At 71.9% G+C, this 20,074-nt stretch carries 16 protein-coding genes; 12 read left to right on the forward strand and 4 right to left on the reverse strand.

Going from position 1 to position 20,074, the window contains the following annotated elements; genetic code table 11:
- Nucleotides 1-197: 197 nt before the first annotated feature.
- Together AB0A90_RS15335 and AB0A90_RS15340 are read right to left on the reverse strand one after the other, a co-directional pair.
- Nucleotides 198-872 carry a DUF998 domain-containing protein gene (locus tag AB0A90_RS15335; protein WP_357247227.1) on the reverse strand — a complete coding sequence of 225 codons (675 nt, stop codon included), beginning with the start codon at nt 870-872 and terminating at the stop codon, nt 198-200.
- Complete coding sequence (locus AB0A90_RS15340) at nt 865-1,830, reverse strand: glutathione S-transferase C-terminal domain-containing protein (RefSeq protein WP_357247229.1); 966 nt, start codon at nt 1,828-1,830, stop codon at nt 865-867. Before AB0A90_RS15340 ends, AB0A90_RS15335 begins: the two co-directional genes overlap by 8 nt.
- A 105-nt stretch (nt 1,831-1,935) precedes the next feature.
- On the opposite strand from AB0A90_RS15340, the gene pcaF reads away from it, so the two are divergent.
- The 5 genes from pcaF to AB0A90_RS15365 all read left to right on the forward strand — a co-directional run bounded on the left by pcaF (nt 1,936) and on the right by AB0A90_RS15365 (nt 8,649).
- Nucleotides 1,936-3,141, forward strand: coding sequence for a 3-oxoadipyl-CoA thiolase (gene pcaF, locus AB0A90_RS15345; protein ID WP_357247232.1), 1,206 nt, complete (start codon nt 1,936-1,938; stop codon nt 3,139-3,141).
- A 101-nt stretch (nt 3,142-3,242) separates the two neighbouring features.
- Entirely contained in the window at nt 3,243-4,055 is an 813-nt protein-coding gene (locus AB0A90_RS15350) for an SAM-dependent methyltransferase (protein WP_357247235.1), read from the forward strand.
- A gap of 5 nt (nt 4,056-4,060) precedes the next feature.
- Entirely contained in the window at nt 4,061-6,211 is a 2,151-nt protein-coding gene (locus AB0A90_RS15355) for an EAL domain-containing protein (RefSeq protein ID WP_357247238.1), read from the forward strand.
- Nucleotides 6,212-6,251: 40 nt separating this feature from the next.
- The gene (locus AB0A90_RS15360) at nt 6,252-6,752 is read left to right on the forward strand and encodes a DUF456 domain-containing protein (RefSeq protein WP_357247241.1); all 501 of its coding nucleotides are present in this window, start codon (nt 6,252-6,254) and stop codon (nt 6,750-6,752) included.
- A gap of 310 nt (nt 6,753-7,062) precedes the next feature.
- On the forward strand, nt 7,063-8,649 hold the full coding sequence (locus AB0A90_RS15365; RefSeq protein ID WP_357247244.1) for an amino acid permease: 1,587 nt from the start codon (nt 7,063-7,065) through the stop codon (nt 8,647-8,649).
- A gap of 16 nt (nt 8,650-8,665) precedes the next feature.
- Here AB0A90_RS15365 and AB0A90_RS15370 read toward each other — a convergent pair whose 3' ends face one another.
- Nucleotides 8,666-9,811 (reverse strand): PQQ-dependent sugar dehydrogenase, encoded by a 1,146-nt coding sequence (locus AB0A90_RS15370; RefSeq protein ID WP_357247247.1) that lies wholly within the window; start codon nt 9,809-9,811, stop codon nt 8,666-8,668.
- A 90-nt stretch (nt 9,812-9,901) separates the two neighbouring features.
- On the opposite strand from AB0A90_RS15370, the gene AB0A90_RS15375 reads away from it, so the two are divergent.
- The 6 genes from AB0A90_RS15375 (at nt 9,902) to AB0A90_RS15400 (ending at nt 18,729) form a co-directional block, all read left to right on the forward strand.
- On the forward strand, nt 9,902-11,266 hold the full coding sequence (locus tag AB0A90_RS15375; RefSeq protein WP_357247250.1) for a glutamine synthetase family protein: 1,365 nt from the start codon (nt 9,902-9,904) through the stop codon (nt 11,264-11,266).
- A gap of 121 nt (nt 11,267-11,387) precedes the next feature.
- On the forward strand, nt 11,388-12,743 hold the full coding sequence (locus AB0A90_RS15380) for an aldehyde dehydrogenase family protein (RefSeq protein WP_357247253.1): 1,356 nt from the start codon (nt 11,388-11,390) through the stop codon (nt 12,741-12,743).
- Between the two features lie 5 nt (nt 12,744-12,748).
- Entirely contained in the window at nt 12,749-13,516 is a 768-nt protein-coding gene (locus AB0A90_RS15385; protein ID WP_210784710.1) for a 3-oxoacyl-ACP reductase, read from the forward strand.
- A 55-nt stretch (nt 13,517-13,571) separates the two neighbouring features.
- A complete protein-coding gene (locus tag AB0A90_RS15390; RefSeq protein WP_357247258.1) occupies nt 13,572-14,282 on the forward strand; it encodes a gamma-glutamyl-gamma-aminobutyrate hydrolase family protein in 711 nt (236 codons plus the stop codon).
- A gap of 41 nt (nt 14,283-14,323) precedes the next feature.
- On the forward strand, nt 14,324-14,875 hold the full coding sequence (locus AB0A90_RS15395) for a pyridoxamine 5'-phosphate oxidase family protein (protein ID WP_357247260.1): 552 nt from the start codon (nt 14,324-14,326) through the stop codon (nt 14,873-14,875).
- A 194-nt stretch (nt 14,876-15,069) separates the two neighbouring features.
- The gene (locus tag AB0A90_RS15400) at nt 15,070-18,729 is read left to right on the forward strand and encodes a SpoIIE family protein phosphatase (protein ID WP_357247263.1); all 3,660 of its coding nucleotides are present in this window, start codon (nt 15,070-15,072) and stop codon (nt 18,727-18,729) included.
- A 30-nt stretch (nt 18,730-18,759) separates the two neighbouring features.
- Here AB0A90_RS15400 and AB0A90_RS15405 read toward each other — a convergent pair whose 3' ends face one another.
- A complete protein-coding gene (locus AB0A90_RS15405; RefSeq protein WP_357247266.1) occupies nt 18,760-19,074 on the reverse strand; it encodes an STAS domain-containing protein in 315 nt (104 codons plus the stop codon).
- 95 nt (nt 19,075-19,169) lie between these two features.
- Between AB0A90_RS15405 and map the strand changes: the two genes are divergently transcribed.
- Nucleotides 19,170-20,027 carry a type I methionyl aminopeptidase gene (gene map, locus AB0A90_RS15410; RefSeq protein ID WP_357247269.1) on the forward strand — a complete coding sequence of 286 codons (858 nt, stop codon included), beginning with the start codon at nt 19,170-19,172 and terminating at the stop codon, nt 20,025-20,027.
- Nucleotides 20,028-20,074 lie beyond the last annotated feature (47 nt).

Consider the following 20,074-nt stretch of genomic DNA (forward strand, 5'->3'; position numbering starts at 1 on the left):
GAAGGGCATGAGGAATCTATCCAATTGTCCGGTCTGATCGGGGCAGGCGTGGAAACGCAGCTAGCCCGGACAGATGCCACTGGCCTGTAGTCGGAGATCGACATACAGGCGGACAGTGAGGCCCCAGACATTGGTCATCGCTAGGCGAGACTACGCCGCTGCCCGGGTATCGCAAGGAGCGGTCGACGTGAGGATCCTTACAAGGAGCTCGCCTGTCGGTGGTTCAGGGCCAGTACGGTGGCGGTGGCGAGACCCCAGGCGGCCAGCAGCAACAGGACCAGCCGCTCCAGCACACCCACCACCGCGCCCCGGCCGACGACGAGCATGGTCAGCCCGACCGTCGCGCAGAGCGGCAGGGCCAGCGCGGCGGTCGCGCCGGCCAGTCGACGCACCGCCGGGCCAGCCGACCCGGACACGGCGAGCGCGAGCATCGCGAAGACCACCGACGCGGTGGCCGCGATGCTCGCGCCGCCGTGCACCAGATCAGCGGTCGTGGCTCGCTCGAACGGCGGCAACGGACAGCCGGCGGAGCAGGTCACCGCCCCGGACACCGCCGTCAACACGGCACCGGTGGCGAGCAGCGCCGGCGCCGCCGCCCACACCCCGGGAGGCAGCGCGGCACCGAGCAACAGCAACGCGGCGGCCAGGGCGAGGACCCCGATCCGGTACGTCGCCGCGTGTCCACTGCCGGCGATGCCGGCCTCGCTGACGTACCCGGTGAGCCCTGGACCGGGACCGGCGACCACGGCGACCGTCACCGCCACCGCACCGGCCAGCGCGCAACCCGCCGCGGCGGAACCGGCGGCCCGACGGGCGACGTCCGCGCCGACCCTCGGCGCGGACGTGGTGTCGGAACGACCCGGCTCAGCCACGCCCGTGTGGCGTGTGCCAGCCCGACTCGTCCGGCCCGAGCGGCACGATGCCACTGGGGTTGATCTCCCGGTGGGTGCCGTAGTAGTGCCGCTTGATGTGGTCGAAGTCGACCGTCTCGCCGAAGCCGGGGGTCTGGAACAGGTCCCGGGCGTACGCCCACAGGACCGGCATCTCGGTCAGCTTCTGCCGGTTGCACTTGAAGTGCCCGTGGTACGCGGCGTCGAAGCGGACAAGCGTCGTGAACAGCCGCACGTCCGCCTCGGTGATCGCGTCACCCATCAGGTACCGCTGCCCGGCCAGCCGCTCGGAGAGCGCGTCCAGCCGGGCGAAGAGTGTCCGGAACGCCTCGTCGTACGCCTCCTGGGAGGTGGCGAACCCGCACCGGTAGACGCCGTTGTTGACGTCGGTGTGGATCTCGGCCATCAGCGCGTCCATCTCGGGGCGCAGCGCGACCGGGTACAGGTCCGGTGCGTCGGGCGCGTGCAGTGACCGCCACTCGGTGGAGAAGTCGAGGGTCAGCTGCGGGTAGTCGTTGGTGACCACCCGGCCGGTCCGGGTGTCGACGAGCGCCGGCACGGTCACCCGGCCGGTGTAGTCGGGGTCGGTGGCCAGGTACGCCTCGGAGAGGAAGCTCACGCCGAGGACCGGGTCGAAGCCGTCCGGGTCGAGGGCGAACGCCCAGCCCCGCTCGTCGCGGATCGGGTCGACGGTGCCCAGCGAGATCGCCTCGTCCAGCCCGAGCAGGCCACGCACGATCCTCGCCCGGTGCGCCCACGGGCAGGCCCGGCACCAGATCAGCCGGTAGCGGCCGGCCTCCAGGGGCCAGCGGTCCTGCTCGTCCGGGCCGCCGCCGGGCGGGGAGGTCGAGTCGGCGGTGACCCGACCGGTGAACCGGTTGGGTTGGCGGACGAACGCGCCGCCGCCGCTGGTCTCTGCGCTGAACTGGGCCCGGGCCATGCCGTCAACCTATCCGTTGCCCGCGCGGATATCCTGGCGGCCGGCAGCCCCCGCGACCCGGTGGGCGTGCCCCACCCCCGCCGTCTGCACCCCGAAGGACTCGCGATGACCGTGGCATACCTGGTGGCCGGTGTCCGCACCCCGATCGGCCGGTACGCGGGCGCGCTGGCCGCCGTCCGCCCCGACGACCTGGCCGCGCACGTGATCCGTGAACTGGTCGTCCGGCACCCGTCGGTGGACTGGGCGCGGGTGGACGACGTCGTGCTCGGCTGCGCCAACCAGGCCGGCGAGGACAACCGCAACGTGGCCCGGATGGCGGCGCTGCTCGCCGGCCTGCCCGAGGAGGTGCCGGGCAGCACCGTCAACCGGCTCTGCGGTTCGGGCCTGGACGCCCTCGCCACCGCCGCCCGGGCCATCATCGCCGGCGAGGCCGAGTTGATGATCGCCGGTGGGGTGGAGAGCATGAGCCGGGCGCCGTTCGTCCTGCCGAAGGCGACGTCGGCGTACTCCCGCTCGGCCGAGGTGTACGACACCACGCTGGGCTGGCGGCTGGTCAACCCGTTGATGCGCGACGGGTGGGGGATCGACTCGATGCCGGAGACGGCGGAGAACGTGGCCGCCGAGTACGGCGTCAGCCGGGCCGAGCAGGACGCCTTCGCGTACCGCTCGCAGCAGCGCGCGGCCAGGGCGCAGGCCGACGGCCGGTTCGCCGAGGAGATCGTCGCGGTGTCCGTGCCGGCCGGTCGGCGCGAAACCCGGCTGGTCGAGGTCGACGAGCACCCCCGAGAGACCACGCTGGAGAAGTTGGCGGCGCTGCCCACCCCGTTCCGCGACGGCGGCACGGTCACCGCGGGCAACTCCTCGGGCGTCAACGACGGCGCGGTCGCGCTGCTGGTGGCCAGCGAGGCGGCGGTTTCCCGGTACGGCCTCACCCCGCTGGCCCGGATCGTCGGTGCGGCGGCGGCCGGCGTGCCGCCCCGGATCATGGGGATCGGCCCGGTGCCGGCCACCCGCAAGTTGCTCGACCGCGTCGGCGTCGAGCTGGGCGCGGTGGACGTGGTGGAGCTGAACGAGGCGTTCGCCGCGCAGTCCGTGGCGGTGCTGCGGGAGTTGGGTCTGCCCGTGGACGCCGACCACGTCAACCCGAACGGTGGGGCCATCGCGCTGGGACACCCGCTCGGTGCCAGCGGCGCGCGGCTGGCGCTGACGGCCGCCCTGGAGCTGCGCCGCCGCGGTGGCCGCCGGGCTCTGGCCACCATGTGCATCGGCGTCGGTCAAGGCATCTCGCTGATGCTGGAGTCAGCCGCCTAGAGTGGTGCACACCACACGACCCGCGGGTCGGCCGGTGCTCGCGCACGCCCGTCGACGCCGGTGCCGTCCCGCGCCGCGGCGATGAGTTGGGGAGCACACTGATGCCGGACGGACTGCCGACCGAGATCGATCTGACCAGGCCGAGCGCGGCCCGGGTGTACGACTACTTCCTGGGTGGGGCGCACAACTTCGAGATCGACAGGCAACTGGCCGAGCAGATCGCCAGCATGACCCCGAATCTCGCCGCCACCATGCGGGCCGGCCGGGAGTTCCTGCGCCGGGCCGTCCGGGTGCTGCTCGACGCCGGCATCGACCAGTTCCTCGACATCGGCTCCGGAATTCCCACCGTGGGCAACGTGCACGAGGTGGCCCAGGGGGTCAACCCGAAGGCCCGCGTGGTGTACGTCGACATCGACCCGGTGGCCGTCGCGCACAGCCGGGAACTGCTCGCCGGCAACGAGCTGACCGGTGTCATCCACGCCGACCTGCGCGAGCCGGAGCGGATTCTCGCCGAGACCCGGCAGCTCGGGCTGATCGACTTCAACCGGCCGATGGGCATCCTGCTGGCCGGGGTGGTGCACTTCATCCCGGACGGCGACCGGCCCGAGGAGATCCTGGCCGCCCTGCGCGCCGCCGCCGCGCCGGGCAGCTTCCTGGTCGTCTCGCACTCCACCTTCGAGGACCAGCCACAGGAGATGCTGGACGCCCAGCGACTCTCCGCCCGTACCGCCACCGAGATCACCCTGCGCTCCCGCGCGCAGGTCACCGGCTTCTTCGGCGACTGGACCGTCCTGGAGCCGGGTGTGGTGCACATGCCGCTCTGGCGCCCGGACTCACCGTCCGACGTGGACGAGCACCCGGAGCGGTTCGGCGCCTTCGGCGGCGTCGCCCGGTACGACCAGCCCGCCGGCTGATCGACATGACCGCCGTCCCGGACCCCGTCGGCCGGGCCGACGCCCAGGGGTACGCCGCCGACTGGGCCCGCGCGATCCGCCGTCTCGGTTTCGTGCCACTCAGCGTGGCCGAGACCGAGCGGCTGCTGCTGGCGCACACGATCCGGCTGGCGCGGGCGGTGCGGGCGGAACCGTTCAGTGCCGAACCGGCGGAGGAGGTCGGTCGGGCGCTTGTCGAGGCGCACCTCACCGCACCGCAGGCCCTGGACTGGACGCTGCGCGCCCTCGGTACGGACTTCCCGGGCCGGCTGCTTCCCACCGAAGACCGGCCGGCGGACCTGACCGAGCGGATGGCCGCGCTGCAGGGCGGGCTGGCGGCCGGGTTCGCACGCGCGCTGCGTGACCGTACCTTCAGCCAGCAGGAGCAGATCGCCCGCTCCGCCTGGCAGGCACGTGACCGGGTCGAGCAGGCACTGCGCGACAGCGAGGCCCGTTTTCGGGCGGTCTTCAGCGGCGCCGCGATCGGCATCGGCATCGCCGGCGTGGACGGCCAGATCATCGATGTCAACCAGGCGTTCGCCGACATGCTCGGCTACTCGATCGGGGAGTTGCGCGGCAGCAACGTGGCGGCGCTGTTCCACCCCGACGACGCCGCCGGGATGTGGGAGCTGTACGAGGAGCTGGTCGACGGCAAGCACGACGCCGCCCGGGTGGAGAAGCGCTATCACCGCAAGGACGGCAGCGTGGTCTGGACGGATCTGGCCGTCTCGCTGATCCGGCACGGCGACGGGCGTCCCCGGTTCACCGTCGCGATGGTCGAGGACATCACCCAGCGGTACGAACTCCAGCAGCGGCTGCGCTTCCAGGCGCTGCACGACCCGCTGACCGGACTGCCCAACCGGACGTTGTTCTTCGAGACGCTGGGCCGGGTCCTCGACGCCGCGGGCGCCGGGCGGCGGGTCGGGGTGTGCTTCCTCGACCTGGACGGCTTCAAGGCGATCAACGACAGCCTCGGCCACGACCTCGGCGACCGGCTGCTGGTGATGATCGCCCGCAGGCTGGCCGCGTGCGTGGCCGACCATGGCCACCTCGTCGCCCGGATGGGTGGCGACGAGTTCGTGATCCTGGTCGACGGCGGGGACGACATCGACGACGCGGTGGCCGTCGCGGAGTCCGCGTTGGCCGCCGTCGCGGCCCCGGTGCACGTCGGTGACCACCAGCTGGCCGTGTCGGCCAGCGTGGGCATCGTGCAGTGCCTGGCGGCGGAGACCACCGCGTCCGAGCTGATGAAGGCGGCGGACACCACCCTCTACTGGGCCAAGGGGGCGGGCCGGGGCCGCTGGGCGGTCTACGACCCGGAGCGCAGTGCCCGGGACATCGCGCGGTCGGCACTCGTCGCCGGGCTGCCCGCCGCGCTGGACCGGGGCGAGTTCGTGCTGCACTACCAGCCGATCGTGTCGCTGCTGGAGGGCACCATGCTCGCGGTGGAGGCGTTGGTCCGGTGGGAGCACCCGGAGTTGGGCCTGATCGGCCCGGACCGGTTCATCGGCCTGGCCGAGGAGACCGGCCTCATCGTCCGACTCGGCGAGTGGGTGCTGCGGCGGGCCTGTCACGACGCCGAGCGGTGGCGGCGGGAGTTCCCCGACGCCCGGCTGGTGGTCAGCGTCAACCTGGCCGCACGGCAGGCCGACGACCCGGCGATCGTGGACACTGTTGCCGACGTGCTGCACAGCACCGGCCTGCCCGCCGACCTGCTCCAGTTGGAGTTGACCGAGAGCGCCGTGATGGGCAGCGCCGGTGAGCCCCTGCGCAGCCTGTATCGGCTCGCCGCGCTCGGCGTCCGGCTGGCCGTGGACGACTTCGGCACCGGTTACTCGAACCTCGCGTACCTGCGGCGGTTGCCGATCCACTCGCTGAAGCTCGCCGGCCCGTTCGTGGAGGGGATCCGCGCCGACGGGACCGACGTCGCGGCCGACCACCGCGACGAACGGATCGTCGACGCGTTGGTCCGGTTGGCGCACGCACTGGAGCTGTGGGTCACCGCCGAGGCGGTCGAGACCGGGGTGCAGGCCGAACGGCTGCGGGCGCTGCGCTGCGACACCGGGCAGGGCCGGTACTTCGGCGCCCCGGTCCCGGCCGACGCCATCACCGCGCGGCTGCGGGGCGGGGCGGCGTGAGCGGGAATCAGCTCGGATGGCGGCGATGGAAGGTGACGGCGTGGACCTGACAGATTCACAGACGGCGGTGACCGTGGTGGCCGGGTTGGCCATCCTGGCCGGGCTGGCCGGCGTGGTGGTGCCCGGTCTGCCGGCGTTGCCGCTGTGCTGGGGTGGCGTACTGGTCTGGGCGATCTTCGGCGGCGCCGGGATGGGCGGGTGGGCGGTGTTCGCCGCCGCCACGGTCGTCGCGGCGGGCGGCACCGTGATCAAGTACGCGTGGCCGGGCCGGAACCTGAAGAACACCGGCGTGCCGATGTCCACGCTGCTCGCCGGCGGGGTGCTCGGCGTCATCGGGTTCTTCGTGGTGCCGGTCGTCGGGCTGGTGCTCGGCTTCGTCGCCGGGGTGTGGGCGGCGGAGCGGCTGCGGCTGGGCAGCAACCGGCTCGCCTGGCCGTCCACCGTGCAGGCCATCAAGGCGGTCGGCCTGTCGATGCTCGTGGAGTTCCTGGCCGGTCTGACCGTCGCGGCGCTCTGGGTGACCGGCCTCCTCCTGACCTGACCATTCCGGCGTGACGCGCCCGCGGTGCGGCGGCGTTGGAGTGGGCGCGGGGCACTTGTCGGGTACGGCGATGAGCCGTACGTGAGAGAGAGGTGTGCCCCGCGCCGCGGTCCGGGCGGTCCGAGTGCCCGGGGAGTGGCCCGGAGATCGGGCCTGGTCACAGGGTCAAGGATGCGGGTCGGAGCGGCCGGACGGCAACGCAATTAGCCCTCCGCCGGTGAGATTGCCACCCCGGACGTATTGACCGCCTTGATCAGCCGGGACGACACTTTGCGCACTCGCACGCGGAACCACCTCAGGGAGGTGTGCAGTGGCCACGACGCCCGTGCCGACCGCCGAGCAACCGATGGACGACGACGCCCGACGGCTCGCCGAACTCGGCTACAAACAGGAGCTGCGCCGCAAGTGGAGTGGCTTCTCCAACTTCGCCATCTCGTTCTCGATCATCTCGATCCTGGCCGGCTGCTTCACCACCTTCGGTCAGGCGTGGAACAACGGCGGGCCGGTCGCCATCTCCTGGGGTTGGCCGCTGATCTCGCTGTTCATCCTGATCATCGGCTTCTGCATGGCGGAGCTGGTGTCGGCGTACCCGACCGCGGGCGGGATCTACTGGTGGGCGGCCACCATGGGGCGCCCGGTGCACGGCTGGTTCACCGGCTGGCTGAACCTCATCGGTCTGGTGGCGGTCACCGCCTCGGTGGACTACGGCTGCGCGACGTTCCTCAACCTGACCCTGTCGGCGCTCTTCGACGGCTGGGCCGGGACGCTGCGGCAGGCGTTCATCCTCTTCGTGATCATCCTGGTGCTGCACGGGCTGATCAACATCTTCGGGCACCGGATCATCGACGTACTCCAGAACGTCTCGGTCTGGTGGCACGTGGCCGGCGCGGCCGTCGTGGTGGCCATCCTGGTCTTCGTCCCGGACAACCACCAGAGCTTCCAGTTCGTGTTCACCGAGCGCTTCAACAACTCCGGCTTCGGTGACGGGGACGTCGGTGGGCTGACGTTCTGGTTCTACGTGCTGCCGCTGGGTTTCCTGCTGACCCAGTACACGATCACCGGCTTCGACGCCTGCGCGCACGTCTCCGAGGAGACCCGGGGCGCGTCGCAGGCCGCGGCCCGCGGTCTCTGGCAGTCGATCTTCTATTCGGCGGTCGGTGGGTGGATCCTGCTGCTGGCGTTCCTCTTCGCGGCCACCGACGTCGAGGCGGTCAACGCGGCAGGCGGGTTCTCCGGCGCCATCTTCGAGTCGGCGCTGACCCCGGTCTTCTTCAAGATCGTCATCATCATCTCGACCATCGGGCAGTTCTTCTGCGGCATGAGCTGCGTGACGTCGATGAGCCGGATGGCGTACGCGTTCAGCCGGGATCGGGCGGTGCCGGGATGGCGGCTCTGGTCGACTGTCGACCGCAACGGCACCCCGGTCAACGCGATCATCGGCGCCACCCTGGCCGGCCTGGTGCTGACCCTGCCGGCGCTCTACGAGAGCTCGGCCGGTATCCCGATCGCCTTCTACGCGGTGGTCTCCGTGGCGGTGCTCGGGCTGTACCTGTCCTTCCTCATCCCGATCGCGCTGCGGCTGCGGATGGGCGACCGGTTCGTGCCCGGCCCGTGGACGCTGGGCCGCAGGTACAAGCTGCTCGGCTGGATCGCGGTGATCGAGATCGCGATCATCGCCGTCTACTTCGTGCTGCCGATCGTGCCCACCGGGGTGCCCGGCAACGACGGGTTCACCTGGTCGGCGGTGAACTACGCGCCACTCGCCGTCGGTGGAGTGCTGCTGGTGGTCGCCATCTGGTGGTACGCCTCGGCCCGGAAGTGGTTCGCCGGCCCGGTCCGTACCGTCGAGGAGCCGGCGCCCAGGTCAGAGCCGGCGGCGGTCGACGGCTCCGAATGACCGTGCCCTACCGGAGTCAGGGCTGCGCGGTGTCCGCGAGACGGACTCCGACACGGCCGGCGGGCGGTGGCTGCCGCTCGCCGGCCGTGAACCGGAGGATGCGATCGTCCTGCGGCCCCGGCGTGCCGTTGCCGTCGCGGTTGCTGGTGGCCACCCAGAGGGAGCCGTCCGGAGCCACCTCGACGGTACGGAGCCGGCCGTAGGCGCCCACCAGCTCGGCGGACGGTGTGCCGACCGTCCCGGCGGGGCCGATCGGGACGGCCCACAGCCGGGCTCCCCGCAGCGCGGCGACGAACAGGGTGCCGCCCGCGAAGGCGGCCCCACTCGGCGACGCCTGCGCCGGGGGCCAGACGACCACCGGGGCACGGAACCGGGGATCGCTGCTCGGGCCCTCCACGACCGGCCAGCCGTAGTTGCCGCCCGCGACGATCCGATTCACCTCGTCCCAGGCGTTCTGACCGAACTCGGTGGCGAACAATCGGCCCCGCGCGTCCCAGGCCAGACCCTGCACGTTGCGGTGGCCGTAGCTGAACACCGGAGAGCCGGGGAACGGGTTGCCCGCCGGGATGCCCCCGTTCGGCCGGATCCGCAGGATCTTGCCGTTGCGGCTGGCCAGGTTCTGCGCATTGGCGGGGACGCCCGCGTCACCGATGCCGGCATAGAGCAACCCGTCCGGGCCGAAGGCGATCCGGCCACCGTTGTGGACGGACGCCCGCGCGGGACCGCTGAGGATCACCTGCTGGGTCTGCGGCGCGCCGAACCGGAACCGCGTGATCCGGATGTCCGTGGCGGTGGTGAAGCAGACATAGACCCACCGGTCCAGGCGGTACCGGGGGGAGACCGCCAGGCCGAGCAGGCCCCCCTCACCGCCGGCGACCACGCCGGGGATCTGGGCGACCCGCACGGGCGGCTGGTCCGGTCGTATCCGCAACACGCTGCCCTGGTCGCGCTGCGCCACCAGGGCGCTGCCGTCAGGCAGGAAGGCGAGCCCCCAGGGCGCTTCGAGCCCGGTCGCGACGACCTCCGGTTGGCTGAGATCGAACCCGCCGGCACCCGCGGCGGTGACCGACCCGTCCCGTGGACGAACGCCCGCCTCGGCGCTCACCGCCGTGCCGAGCCCGATGGCGAGAGTGACGACCGCCAGGACCGCTCGAAGACGCATGACAACTCCCGCGTGGTTTGCCGCCGACCATGCCGTGGGCATTGACGGTGATCCGGTTTGCCAGTAGACCTTGGTGATGGAGGCCCGCTCATGAGCAGAACGCCGTTGACGCTGGAAGAGTTGCGGGTCGCCGTCGACGCCGGCGAGATCGACACCGTGGTGCTGGCCCTCGTCGACATGCAGGGCCGCCTGCAGGGCAAGCGGTTCCACGCGCCGTTCTTCCTCGACCAGGTGGTGGCCAACGGCAGCGAGGGCTGCAACTACCTGCTCGCCGTGGACGTCGACATGAACACCGTCGACGGGTACGCGATGTCGAGCTGGGAACGCGGCTACGGCGACTTCGCCATGGTGCCGGACTTCGCCACGTTGCGCCGGACGCCCTGGCAGCCGGGCTCCGCGTTGCTGCTGGCCGACCTGACCTGGCTCGACGGCTCCGGCGACGTGGTCGCCTCACCGCGACAGATCCTGCGCCGGCAACTGGACCGGCTGGCCGAGCGCGGGCTGACCGCGTACGCCGGCACCGAGCTGGAGTTCGTGCTGTTCCGCGACTCGTACGAGGACGCCTGGCAGCGCGGCTACCGCGACCTGACCCCGGCCAACCAGTACAACGTCGACTACTCGCTGCTCGGTACCGCCCGGGTGGAGCCGCTGCTGCGCCGGATCCGCACCGAGATGGCCGCTGCCGGGCTCACCCCGGAGAGCGCCAAGGGCGAGTGCAACCTCGGCCAGCACGAGATCGCCTTCCGCTACGACGAGGCGGTGGCCTGCGCCGACCACCACGTGATCTACAAGAACGGCGCCAAGGAGATCGCCGCCCAGGAGGGGATGGCGATCACCTTCATGGCCAAGCCGAACGAGCGGGAGGGCAACTCCTGCCACATCCACTTCTCGTTGCGCGACGCCAGCGGTGACTCGGCGATGCTCGGCGACGGGCCGGCGCACCTGTCGCCGACCGGGCAGCGGGTGCTCGCCGGACTGCTCGCCACCATGCGGGAGTTCAGCCTGCTCTTCGCCCCCAACATCAACTCCTACAAGCGCTACCAACCCGGATCGTTCGCCCCGACGGCGCTGCGCTGGGGGGTGGACAACCGCACGTGCGCGCTGCGGGTGGTCGGGCACGGGCAGGGCATGCGGGTGGAGAACCGGGTGCCCGGCGCCGACGTCAACCCGTACCTGGCGATCGCCGGGCTGGTCGCCGGCGCGCTGCACGGCATCGACGGGGAGCTGGAGCTGGCCGCAGAGTGCACCGGCAACGCGTACGACGACCCGGAGGCCGAGCGCGTCCCCGGCACGTTGCGCGACGCCCTGACCCTCTGGGAGGCGTCGACCGTGGCCCGGGAGGCGTTCGGCGACGAGGTGGTGGCCCACTACGCCAACCAGGCGCGAGTCGAGCTGGCGGCCTTCGACGCCGCGGTGACGGACTGGGAGCTGAAGCGTGGCTTCGAACGCCTCTAACCCGCCACCCCACACCTCACCGGGTCGATCATGGACTTGTGGTGGGCGGAAAGTCGCGTGAGGCGGCTTATGTGGGGCACCACAACTCCATGATCGACTGGGATATCGAGGGGTGGGGCGTGTGACGGTACTGGTGGATCCGGCTTCCGGGGCTGCTCTTCGGGAGGTTGCGGGGACCTCGATCGAGGACGTGGACGCGGCGATCTCTCGGGCCGCGTCGGCCTTTGCGACCTGGCGTCTCGTGGGGCCGGGGGATCGGGCTCGGCTGCTGCGGCGGTTCGCCGCCGTCGTCGACGCGCATCTCGACGAACTGGCCCAGCTGGAGGTGCGCAACTCCGGTCACACCATCGGCAACGCCCGGTGGGAGGCCGGCAACGTCCGCGACGTCCTGGACTACTACGCCGGGGCGCCCGAGCGGCTGACCGGTCGACAGATCCCGGTGCCGGGCGGGTTGGACGTCACCTTCCACGAGCCACTCGGCGTGGTCGGCGTGATCGTGCCGTGGAACTTCCCGATGCCCATCGCCGCCTGGGGTTTCGTCCCGGCCCTCGCCGCCGGCAACACCGTGGTGCTCAAGCCCGCCGAGTTGACCCCGCTCACCGCGCTGCGCCTGGCCGAGCTGGCCCGCGAGGCGGGCCTGCCCGACGACGTGTTCATCGTCGTCCCGGGTGCGGGCTCGGTGGTCGGGGAACGGTTCGTCAGCCACCCGGCGGTCCGCAAGATCTGCTTCACCGGCTCCACCGAGGTCGGCACCCGGATCATGGCCGGCTGCGCGGCCCAGGTGAAACGACTCACCCTGGAACTGGGCGGCAAGAGCGCGAACATCGTGTTCGCCGACGCCGACCTGGAACGCGCCGCCGCGACCGCGCCGGGCGCGGTCTTCGACAACGCCGGCCAGGACTGCTGCGCACGGTCGCGGATCCTGGTCCAGCGCCCGGTGTACGACAGGTTCCTGGAACTGCTCGAACCGGCGGTACGGGCCTTCCGGGTGGAGGACCCGTCCCGGGACACCGCCGAGATGGGGCCGCTGATCTCGGCAGCCCAACGGGACCGGGTCGCCGGCTACCTGCCCGACGCGCGGGTCGCCTTCACCGGCTCCTGCCCCGACGGCCCCGGCTTCTGGCACGCGCCCACGGTGCTGCTGGCCGATTCCCCGGCCGACCGGCACTGGCGGGAGGAGATCTTCGGCCCGGTGGTGTCGGTGCTGCCGTTCGACGACGAGGCCGACGCGGTCCGGCTCGCCAACGACACCGAGTACGGCCTCTCCGGCTCGATCTGGACCCGGGACGTCGGACGCGCGCTGCGGATGGCCCGTGCCGTCGAGGCGGGCAACCTCAGCGTCAACTCGCACTCCTCGGTGCGCTACTGGACTCCGTTCGGCGGGATGAAGCGTTCCGGGCTCGGCCGTGAGCTGGGCCCGGACGCGCTGCACTCCTTCACCGACGTCAAGAACGTGTTCATCGCGACAGAGGAGTGACGCCTGTGCAGGGTCGGTTGCAGGACCGGGTGGCCGTGGTCACCGGAGCGGGCAGCGGCATCGGGTTGGCCACCGTGCGGCGGTTCGCCGCCGAGGGTGCCCGGGTGGTCTGCGTGGACATCGACGCGGCGGCCGGCACGAGGGCCGCCGAGGAGTGCGGCGGCGAGTTCGTGGCCACCGACGTGGCCGACGAGTCGGCGGTACGCGACCTGTTCGACGGGGTGGCCGACCGGCACGGCCGGGTGGACATCGCGTTCAACAACGCCGGCATCTCACCCCCGGACGACGACTCCATCCTGGACACCGGCCTCGACGCGTGGGAGCGGGTGCTGCGGGTCAACACCACAAGCGTCTACCTCTGCTGCAAGTACGCGATCCCGCACATGCGCCGCCAGGGCAAGGGTTCGATCATCAACACGGCGTCGTTCGTGGCGCTGATGGGCGCGGCGACGTCGCAGATCGCGTACACCGCGAGCAAGGGCGGAGTGCTGGCGATGACCCGGGAGCTGGGTGTGCAGTTCGCCCGCGAGGGCATCCGGGTCAACGCGCTCTGTCCCGGGCCGGTGGCCACCCCGTTGCTGCTGGAGCTGTTCGCCGCCGACCCGGAGCGGGCCGCCCGCCGGCTCGTGCACGTACCGATGGGGCGCTTCGGGCAACCCGAGGAGATCGCCGCGGCGGTGGCGTTCCTGGCCAGCGACGACGCCTCGTTCATGACCGCCGCGCAGTTCGTGGTCGACGGCGGCATCACGGGCGCGTACGTCACCCCCCTGTGAGCGCGAGGAGCGAGCTGGTTTTGCGAGCCCCGCAGTCGCGAACGGAGTCGGCCCTGTGCGGAGGCCACTGATCGGGATCAGCGCGTACGTCGAGCCCGCCGACTGGGCGGTCTGGCGGGGCGTGCGGGCCGTGCTGGTGCCGGAGGCGTACGCGCGGGCGGTGACGGCCGCGGGTGGCCGTGCGGTGGTCCTGCCGCCGGACGACGTGGACGCGGACGTGGTGGCCGTCCTCGACGGGCTGCTGCTGGCCGGTGGCGCGGACGTGGGTCCGGGGCGCTACGGCCAGCGGCACCACCCGCGGACCGAGGATCGGCCGGACCGGGATGCCGGTGAGCTGGTGTTGTTGGCCGCCGCGCTCGCCGCCGAACTGCCGGTGCTGGGCGTGTGCCGGGGGATGCAGGTGCTTGCCGTCGCCTACGGCGGCACCCTGCACCAGCACGTGCCCGACGTGGTCGGTCACGACGGGCACCGTCCGGCGCCCGGCGTCTACGGGACCCACCCGGCACGGTTCGCGCCGGGGAGTCTGGCCGCGAGGGTGCTGGCCGGGGTGGACCGGGTCAACTCGTACCACCACCAGGCGGTCGCCGATCCCGGTCGACTCGCGGTCACCGGGTGGGCGGAGGACGGCGTGATCGAGGCCGTCGAGGACCCGGCGCTGCCGTTCCTGCTCGGCGTGCAGTGGCATCCGGAGAACGAGGAGGAGCCGCGGCCGATCACGGCGTTGGTCCGGGCCGCCGCCGAGCGGGTGGGCAGCGGTGTGAGCTAGGTCGCCCCGACGGGTGGTCGGGGCGATGGGAGGATCGCCGCATGGGCAAGGTCTATCCGGAGATCGACGGCCGACTACGTGACTTCATCGCGGACCAGCCGGTCTTCTTCGTGGCCACCGCGCCGTCCGGCGCCGAGGGGCATGTCAACGTCTCCCCGAAGGGCATGCGGGGCACGTTCGTGATCCTCGGCCCGCACCGGGTGGCCTATCTCGACTATCACGGCAGCGGGGCGGAGACCATCGCCCACCTGCGGGACAACGGCCGAATCACGCTGATGTTCTGCGCCTTCGACGGGCCGCCGAAGATCGTCCGGTTGCAGGGACGGGGCCGCAGCGTCTCGGTGAGCGAGGACGGCTTCGCCGACCGGCTCGCCGAGTTTCCCGAGCCGCCGGACGTGCACGGCGTCCGGGCCGTGATCACCGTCGAGGTGGAACGGGTCAGCGACTCCTGCGGCTACGCGGTGCCATTGATGGACTTCCGCGCCGAGCGCGACCTGTTAATCACCTCACACTCCCGTCGTACCGCCGACGACCTGGCGGTCTACCGGGCCACCAGGAACGCGGCGAGCATCGACGGGCTGCCGGTCTTCTGACTCGCCGGGGTCGCTGACGGCGGCCTTTCGACGCCGGCGCGCCCGGCGTACGGTCCGGTGCCCGACAGCTCGGGCGGACGTCAACAGCGTCCAACCGTCGTCTTGCGTTACGTTGCTGGTCCGCTGGGGTACAAGTCGAAGCACGGCGGGTGAAGATCAACGGTCGCGGGGTGCCGGCCGGAGCGGGAGGCTGTATGAGCTCGGCCCAGGGGGGTGCGGACATCGGGCAGTCCGTCGCGCCCGGCCCGAAGGCTCCTCCGATGCTGGCGGCGGCGTTCGCGGCCGGTGGCGAGATGGGGGAGCGGCTGAGCCGCTTCGACTGGTCCACCGGACCGCTCGGCGAGCCCGGCCGCTGGCCGTTGGCGCTCTCCAACGCGGTGGGCATGATGCTCGCCTCCAGCGCGCAGATCGTCATGTTCTGGGGCGACGAGCAACTCGCCTTCTACAACGACGCCTACCGACCGACCATCGGCAGCAAACATCCGGACGTGCTCTGCCAACCGGCCCGCCAGCACTGGGCGGAGACCTGGGCGGTGCTCGGCCCGCTGCTCGAAGGCGTGCGGAGCACCGGGCGCTCCTACCGGGGTGACGACCACCCGTTCCTGCTGGACCGGCACGGCTTCGTCGAGCAGACCTACTTCAACGTCTCGTACGACCCGATCCGTGGTGAGGACGGCTCGGTCACCGGCGTCTACTGCGTCGTCAACGAGACCACCGGACGGGTCCTCGGCGAGCGCCGGCTACGGGCACTTGCCGAACTGGGTGCCGAGGTGACCGACACGGGCAGCGCGGCCGAACTCGGTCGGAGCGCCGCCGGGGTGCTCGGCCGGCACCGGGCGGACGTGCCCTTCGCCCTGATCTACCTGGCCGACGAGAGCGGTCAGCTCGCCCTGGCCGGGTCCACCGGCACCGCCCCGGCCACGCTCGGCGACACCGCCGAGCTGCTGGCCCGGGTCACCGCCGACACCGCGCCCGCGACCGTCGACGTGGCCGATCTGCTCGATCCGCCGCCGGTCGACGCCGCCGACCAGGCCCTCGTGCTGCCTCTCACGGCGACGAACCAGACGGTCGGCGCGCTGGTCGTCGGCGTGGCCCGCCAGCTTCCGCTCAGCGACGACTACCGCAACTTCCTGGAGTTGGTCGCGGCCCAGATCTCCCGGGCGGTCGGCACCCAGCGGGCGTACGAGCAGGAGCGGGCCCGTGCCGCCGAGCTGGCGGCGCTCGATCTGGCGAAGACCAACTTCTTCGCCAACGTCAGCCACGAGTTCCGCACCCCGCTGACCCTGGTGCTCGGCCCGCTGGAGGACATGTTGGCCGACCCGGCCCGGTCCGCGGCCGAGACCGACCGGCTCACCATGATGCACCGCAACGCGCTGCGCCTGCTCAAACTGGTGAACACCGTGCTGGACTTCTCCCGGCTGGAGTCCGGTCGGCTCGCCGCCCGCTACCAGCCCACCGACCTCGCCAGCTACACGGCCCGACTGGCCAGCACCTTCCGCTCGGCCACCGAACGGGCCGGCTTGCGGCTGGTGGTGGACTGCCCACCGCTGCCGGCGCCGGTCGTCGTCGACCGGGACATGTGGGAGAAGATCGTCCTCAACCTGGTGTCGAACGCGGTCAAGTTCACCTTCGACGGCGAGATCCGGGTGCGGGTCCGGGCCGTGGATGGCGTGGCCTGCCTGGAGGTGACCGACACCGGCGTCGGCATCCTGCCGGACGAGCTGCCGTACGTCTTCGAGCGGTTCCACCGGGTGCCGGGGGTGCGCGCCCGCACCCACGAGGGCACCGGGATCGGCCTGGCGCTGGTCCGGGAGTTGGTCGAGATGCACGGCGGCACGGTCGGTCTGACCAGTCAGGTCGACGAGGGCAGCACCTTCACGGTGACCGTTCCGTTCGGTTCGGCGCACCTGCCCGCGGACCGGGTCGCGGCCTTCGACCCGCTGCCCCCGGGTGAGCCCGAGCAGGCCCGGCTCTACGTGGCGGAAACCGCGCTGTGGACCGGCGTCGCGCCGGTACCCGGCCTCGACGGCCGGCCGACGGACGGCGCTCCGGCCGGCCGGATCCTGGTCGTCGACGACAACGTGGACCTGCGCGAGCACGTCACCAGACTGCTCTCCCCGACCTGGGAGGTGGTCACCGCGAGCGATGGCTTGGTCGCCCTGCCACTGGCCCGCGAGGGCGGCTTCGACCTGGTCCTCAGCGACGTGATGATGCCTCGTTTGGACGGATTCGGGCTGGTGAGCGCGTTGCGGGCGGACCCGCGTACCCGGCATGTGCCGATTGTGCTGCTCTCCGCCCGCGCCGGCTCCGCCGAGGCCGTCGCCGGCCTCTCCGCCGGCGCCGACGACTACCTCACCAAGCCGTTCTCCGGCCAGGAGCTGATCGCACGGGTCCGGGCCAACGTCGAGTTGGGGCAGCTCCGCGGCCAGATCATCCGCCGGCTCCGGGCGCTGGCCGACGCGGCGGTGGCCGTGAACACCGCCCGGTCCACCGCCGACGTGCTCCAGGTCGCCGCCCGGCACGCGCTGAGCCTCGTCGAGGCCGCGCGGGTGGTGGTCACCACCAGCGGCGCCCGGTCCGAGGCGGACACCGGGGGCGCCACCGCCGCCGACCCGTCCTTCGTGGCCGAGCTGACCGGCACCGCCGGCGAGCCGCTCGGCGAACTGCGGGTCTGGCGTCCGGCCGGCGACGGCGCGCAGGTCGACGAGGCCGCGTTGACCCAACTGGCCCGGCTGGTCGGGGTCCGCCTGGAGAACGCGCAACTCTACGAAGCCGAACACCGCATCGCGACCACCCTGCAGCACAGCCTGCTGCCCCGGTCGCTGCCGCAGCTACCCGGAGCGGTGGTGGCCAGTCGGTACCTGCCCGGCAGCGCCGACGTCGAGGTCGGCGGTGACTGGTACGACGCCATAAACGTCGAGGACGACGATCTGGTGCTGGTCATCGGCGACGTGGTCGGCAAGGGCGTCCAGGCCGCCGCGGCGATGGGGCAACTGCGCAACGCGCTGCGGGCGTACCTGCTGGAGGGTTACGACCCGGGTGAGTCGTTGACCCGGCTCAACCGGCTGGTCGGCTCCACCGAGGCTCGCTCCTTCGCGACGGTGGTCTGTCTGCTGTTCAACCCGCGCACCGGCCGGCTGCGGTACGCGAGCGCCGGCCACCCGTCCCCGCTGCTGATCAGAGCGGGTGAGGTGACGTTCCTGCACGACCGTGCGCTCGGCCCACCGGTCGGCGCGATCCCCGGGGCGACGTACGAGGCGGTCGAGGGCGAGTTGACGCCCGGCGACCGACTGGTGCTCTACACCGACGGCTTGATCGAGGACCGTCAGCTCGGCATCGATGCCGCGCTGGCCCAGCTCTGCGTCGACGCGGCGACCCCCAGCGAGCACGTGGCGGACCTGATCGACGCGGTCGTCGAGCGGGTCGACGGGCGTCCGCGCCGCGACGACGTGGCGGTCCTCGCCCTCGAAGCGGCCGAGCTGAACCGTTTCGCGCTACGGCTGCCGGCGGACCCGACCCGGCTCAGCGTGCTGCGCAAGCGCCTGGAGGACTTCCTCGTGGCGCACGCGGTCGACGAGACGGACGTGTTCGACCTGACCGTGGCGGTCTCCGAAGCCGCGGCCAACGCCATCGAGCATCCGGTGCACCCCGCCGAGGCGGTGATCAGCGTGGAGGTGGCCATCGAGGATCGGACGGTGACGGCCACGGTGCGCGACAGCGGGCAGTGGCGTGAGTCGACCGGCTCCGGGTTCCGGGGGCGTGGCCTGGCGCTGATCAGGGCGCTGGGTGAGCTGTCGGTGCGGCGTACCGACGAGGGCACCGAGGTGACCCTGCGCCGGGAGCTGCGGAGCTGAGCGTGCGCCCGGCGGCGGCCGGTCGTCGTCTCAGGTGGGCCGGAGCCAGTTCTGCTCGCCCAGACCGGAGATCTCCAGCACCCGGCGGACCTGCCGCGACGGCAGGACGGTGAGCGCGCCCGAGAACTGCTGGGCGAGCCGGACCAGGGCGTGGATGGCGGCCGAGTCGAAGAAGGTGACGGCGCTCAGGTCGAGGGTGATCCGCTCGGCGGGCTCGCGCAGCGCGGCCTGGAGCATGGTGTCGGCCGTTGCCATGTCGACCTCACCGGCCACCACCACCTGGAGGTGGTCACCGTCGATCTCCGCACTGGCGGAGAAGACGGGTGGTGCTCCCCCTTGATCCACGCTGACACCATGGCACAGCCGAACAGGTGGGGCAACAACCCCCTCGGAGCGCCCGTGGCGCGGGTCACCAGCGGCCCCGGCGATAGGCTGGCGGCATGACCGTCCGTCCGCCGCTGACACCAGGCACGCTCTCCCCGACGCGTCCGGTGCCGTCCCAGATCGCCCGACCGGAGTACGTGGGCAAGGAGCGCCCCGTCCAGTGGCGCGGCTCGCACGTGCAGACGCCGGAGACCATCGAGAAGATGCGGGTCGCCAGCCGGCTGGCCGCCCAGGCCACCCAGCTCGCCGGCGAGCACTGCAAGCCTGGCGTAACCACCGACGAGATCGACCGGGTGGTGCACGAGTTCCTCTGCGACCACGGCGCGTACCCGTCGACGCTCGGCTACAAGGGCTTCCCGAAGTCGTGCTGCACCAGCCTCAACGAGGTCATCTGCCACGGCATCCCGGACTCCACCGTGTTGCAGGACGGCGACATCATCAACGTCGACGTGACCGCGTACATCGGCGGGGTGCACGGGGACACCGACGCCACCTTCTGCGTCGGCGCGGTCAGCGAGGAGGCCCGGCTGCTGGTCGAGCGCACCCACGAGGCGATGATGCGCGGCATCCGCGCGGTCGTCCCGGGCCGCCAGATCAACGTGGTGGGCCGGGTCATCGAGTCGTACGCCAAGCGGTTCGGCTACGGCGTGGTCCGCGACTTCACCGGCCACGGCATCGGCGAGGCGTTCCACAGCGGGCTCTACGTGCCGCACTACGACAGCCCGCGGCCCACCGACATCATGGAGCCGGGCATGACGTTCACCATCGAGCCGATGATCACCCTGGGCACCTACCAGTACGACATGTGGGACGACGGGTGGACCGTGGTGACCAAGGACCGCAAGTGGACGGCCCAGTTCGAGCACACCATCGTGGTGACCGACGACGGCCACGAGATCCTGACCCTTCCGTGAGCGCGAGGAACGCAGCGAAGCGGAGTCCCGCAGTCGCGAACGAAGGG

Source organism: Micromonospora sp. NPDC049204, from assembly GCF_040647935.1.
In the GTDB taxonomy this organism is placed as follows: domain Bacteria; phylum Actinomycetota; class Actinomycetes; order Mycobacteriales; family Micromonosporaceae; genus Micromonospora.

Excerpts from the sequence above, each read along its gene's own strand:
- AB0A90_RS15340 (WP_357247229.1), bottom strand. The coding sequence starts at position 1,830 with ATGGCCCGGGCCCAGTTCAGCGCAGAGACCAGCGGCGGCGGCGCGTTC.
- pcaF (WP_357247232.1), top strand. The coding sequence starts at position 1,936 with ATGACCGTGGCATACCTGGTGGCCGGTGTCCGCACCCCGATCGGCCGG.
- AB0A90_RS15350 (WP_357247235.1), top strand. The coding sequence starts at position 3,243 with ATGCCGGACGGACTGCCGACCGAGATCGATCTGACCAGGCCGAGCGCG.
- AB0A90_RS15355 (WP_357247238.1), top strand. The coding sequence starts at position 4,061 with ATGACCGCCGTCCCGGACCCCGTCGGCCGGGCCGACGCCCAGGGGTAC.
- AB0A90_RS15370 (WP_357247247.1), bottom strand. The coding sequence starts at position 9,811 with ATGCGTCTTCGAGCGGTCCTGGCGGTCGTCACTCTCGCCATCGGGCTC.
- AB0A90_RS15375 (WP_357247250.1), top strand. The coding sequence starts at position 9,902 with ATGAGCAGAACGCCGTTGACGCTGGAAGAGTTGCGGGTCGCCGTCGAC.
- AB0A90_RS15395 (WP_357247260.1), top strand. The coding sequence starts at position 14,324 with ATGGGCAAGGTCTATCCGGAGATCGACGGCCGACTACGTGACTTCATC.
- AB0A90_RS15400 (WP_357247263.1), top strand. The coding sequence starts at position 15,070 with ATGAGCTCGGCCCAGGGGGGTGCGGACATCGGGCAGTCCGTCGCGCCC.
- map (WP_357247269.1), top strand. The coding sequence starts at position 19,170 with ATGACCGTCCGTCCGCCGCTGACACCAGGCACGCTCTCCCCGACGCGT.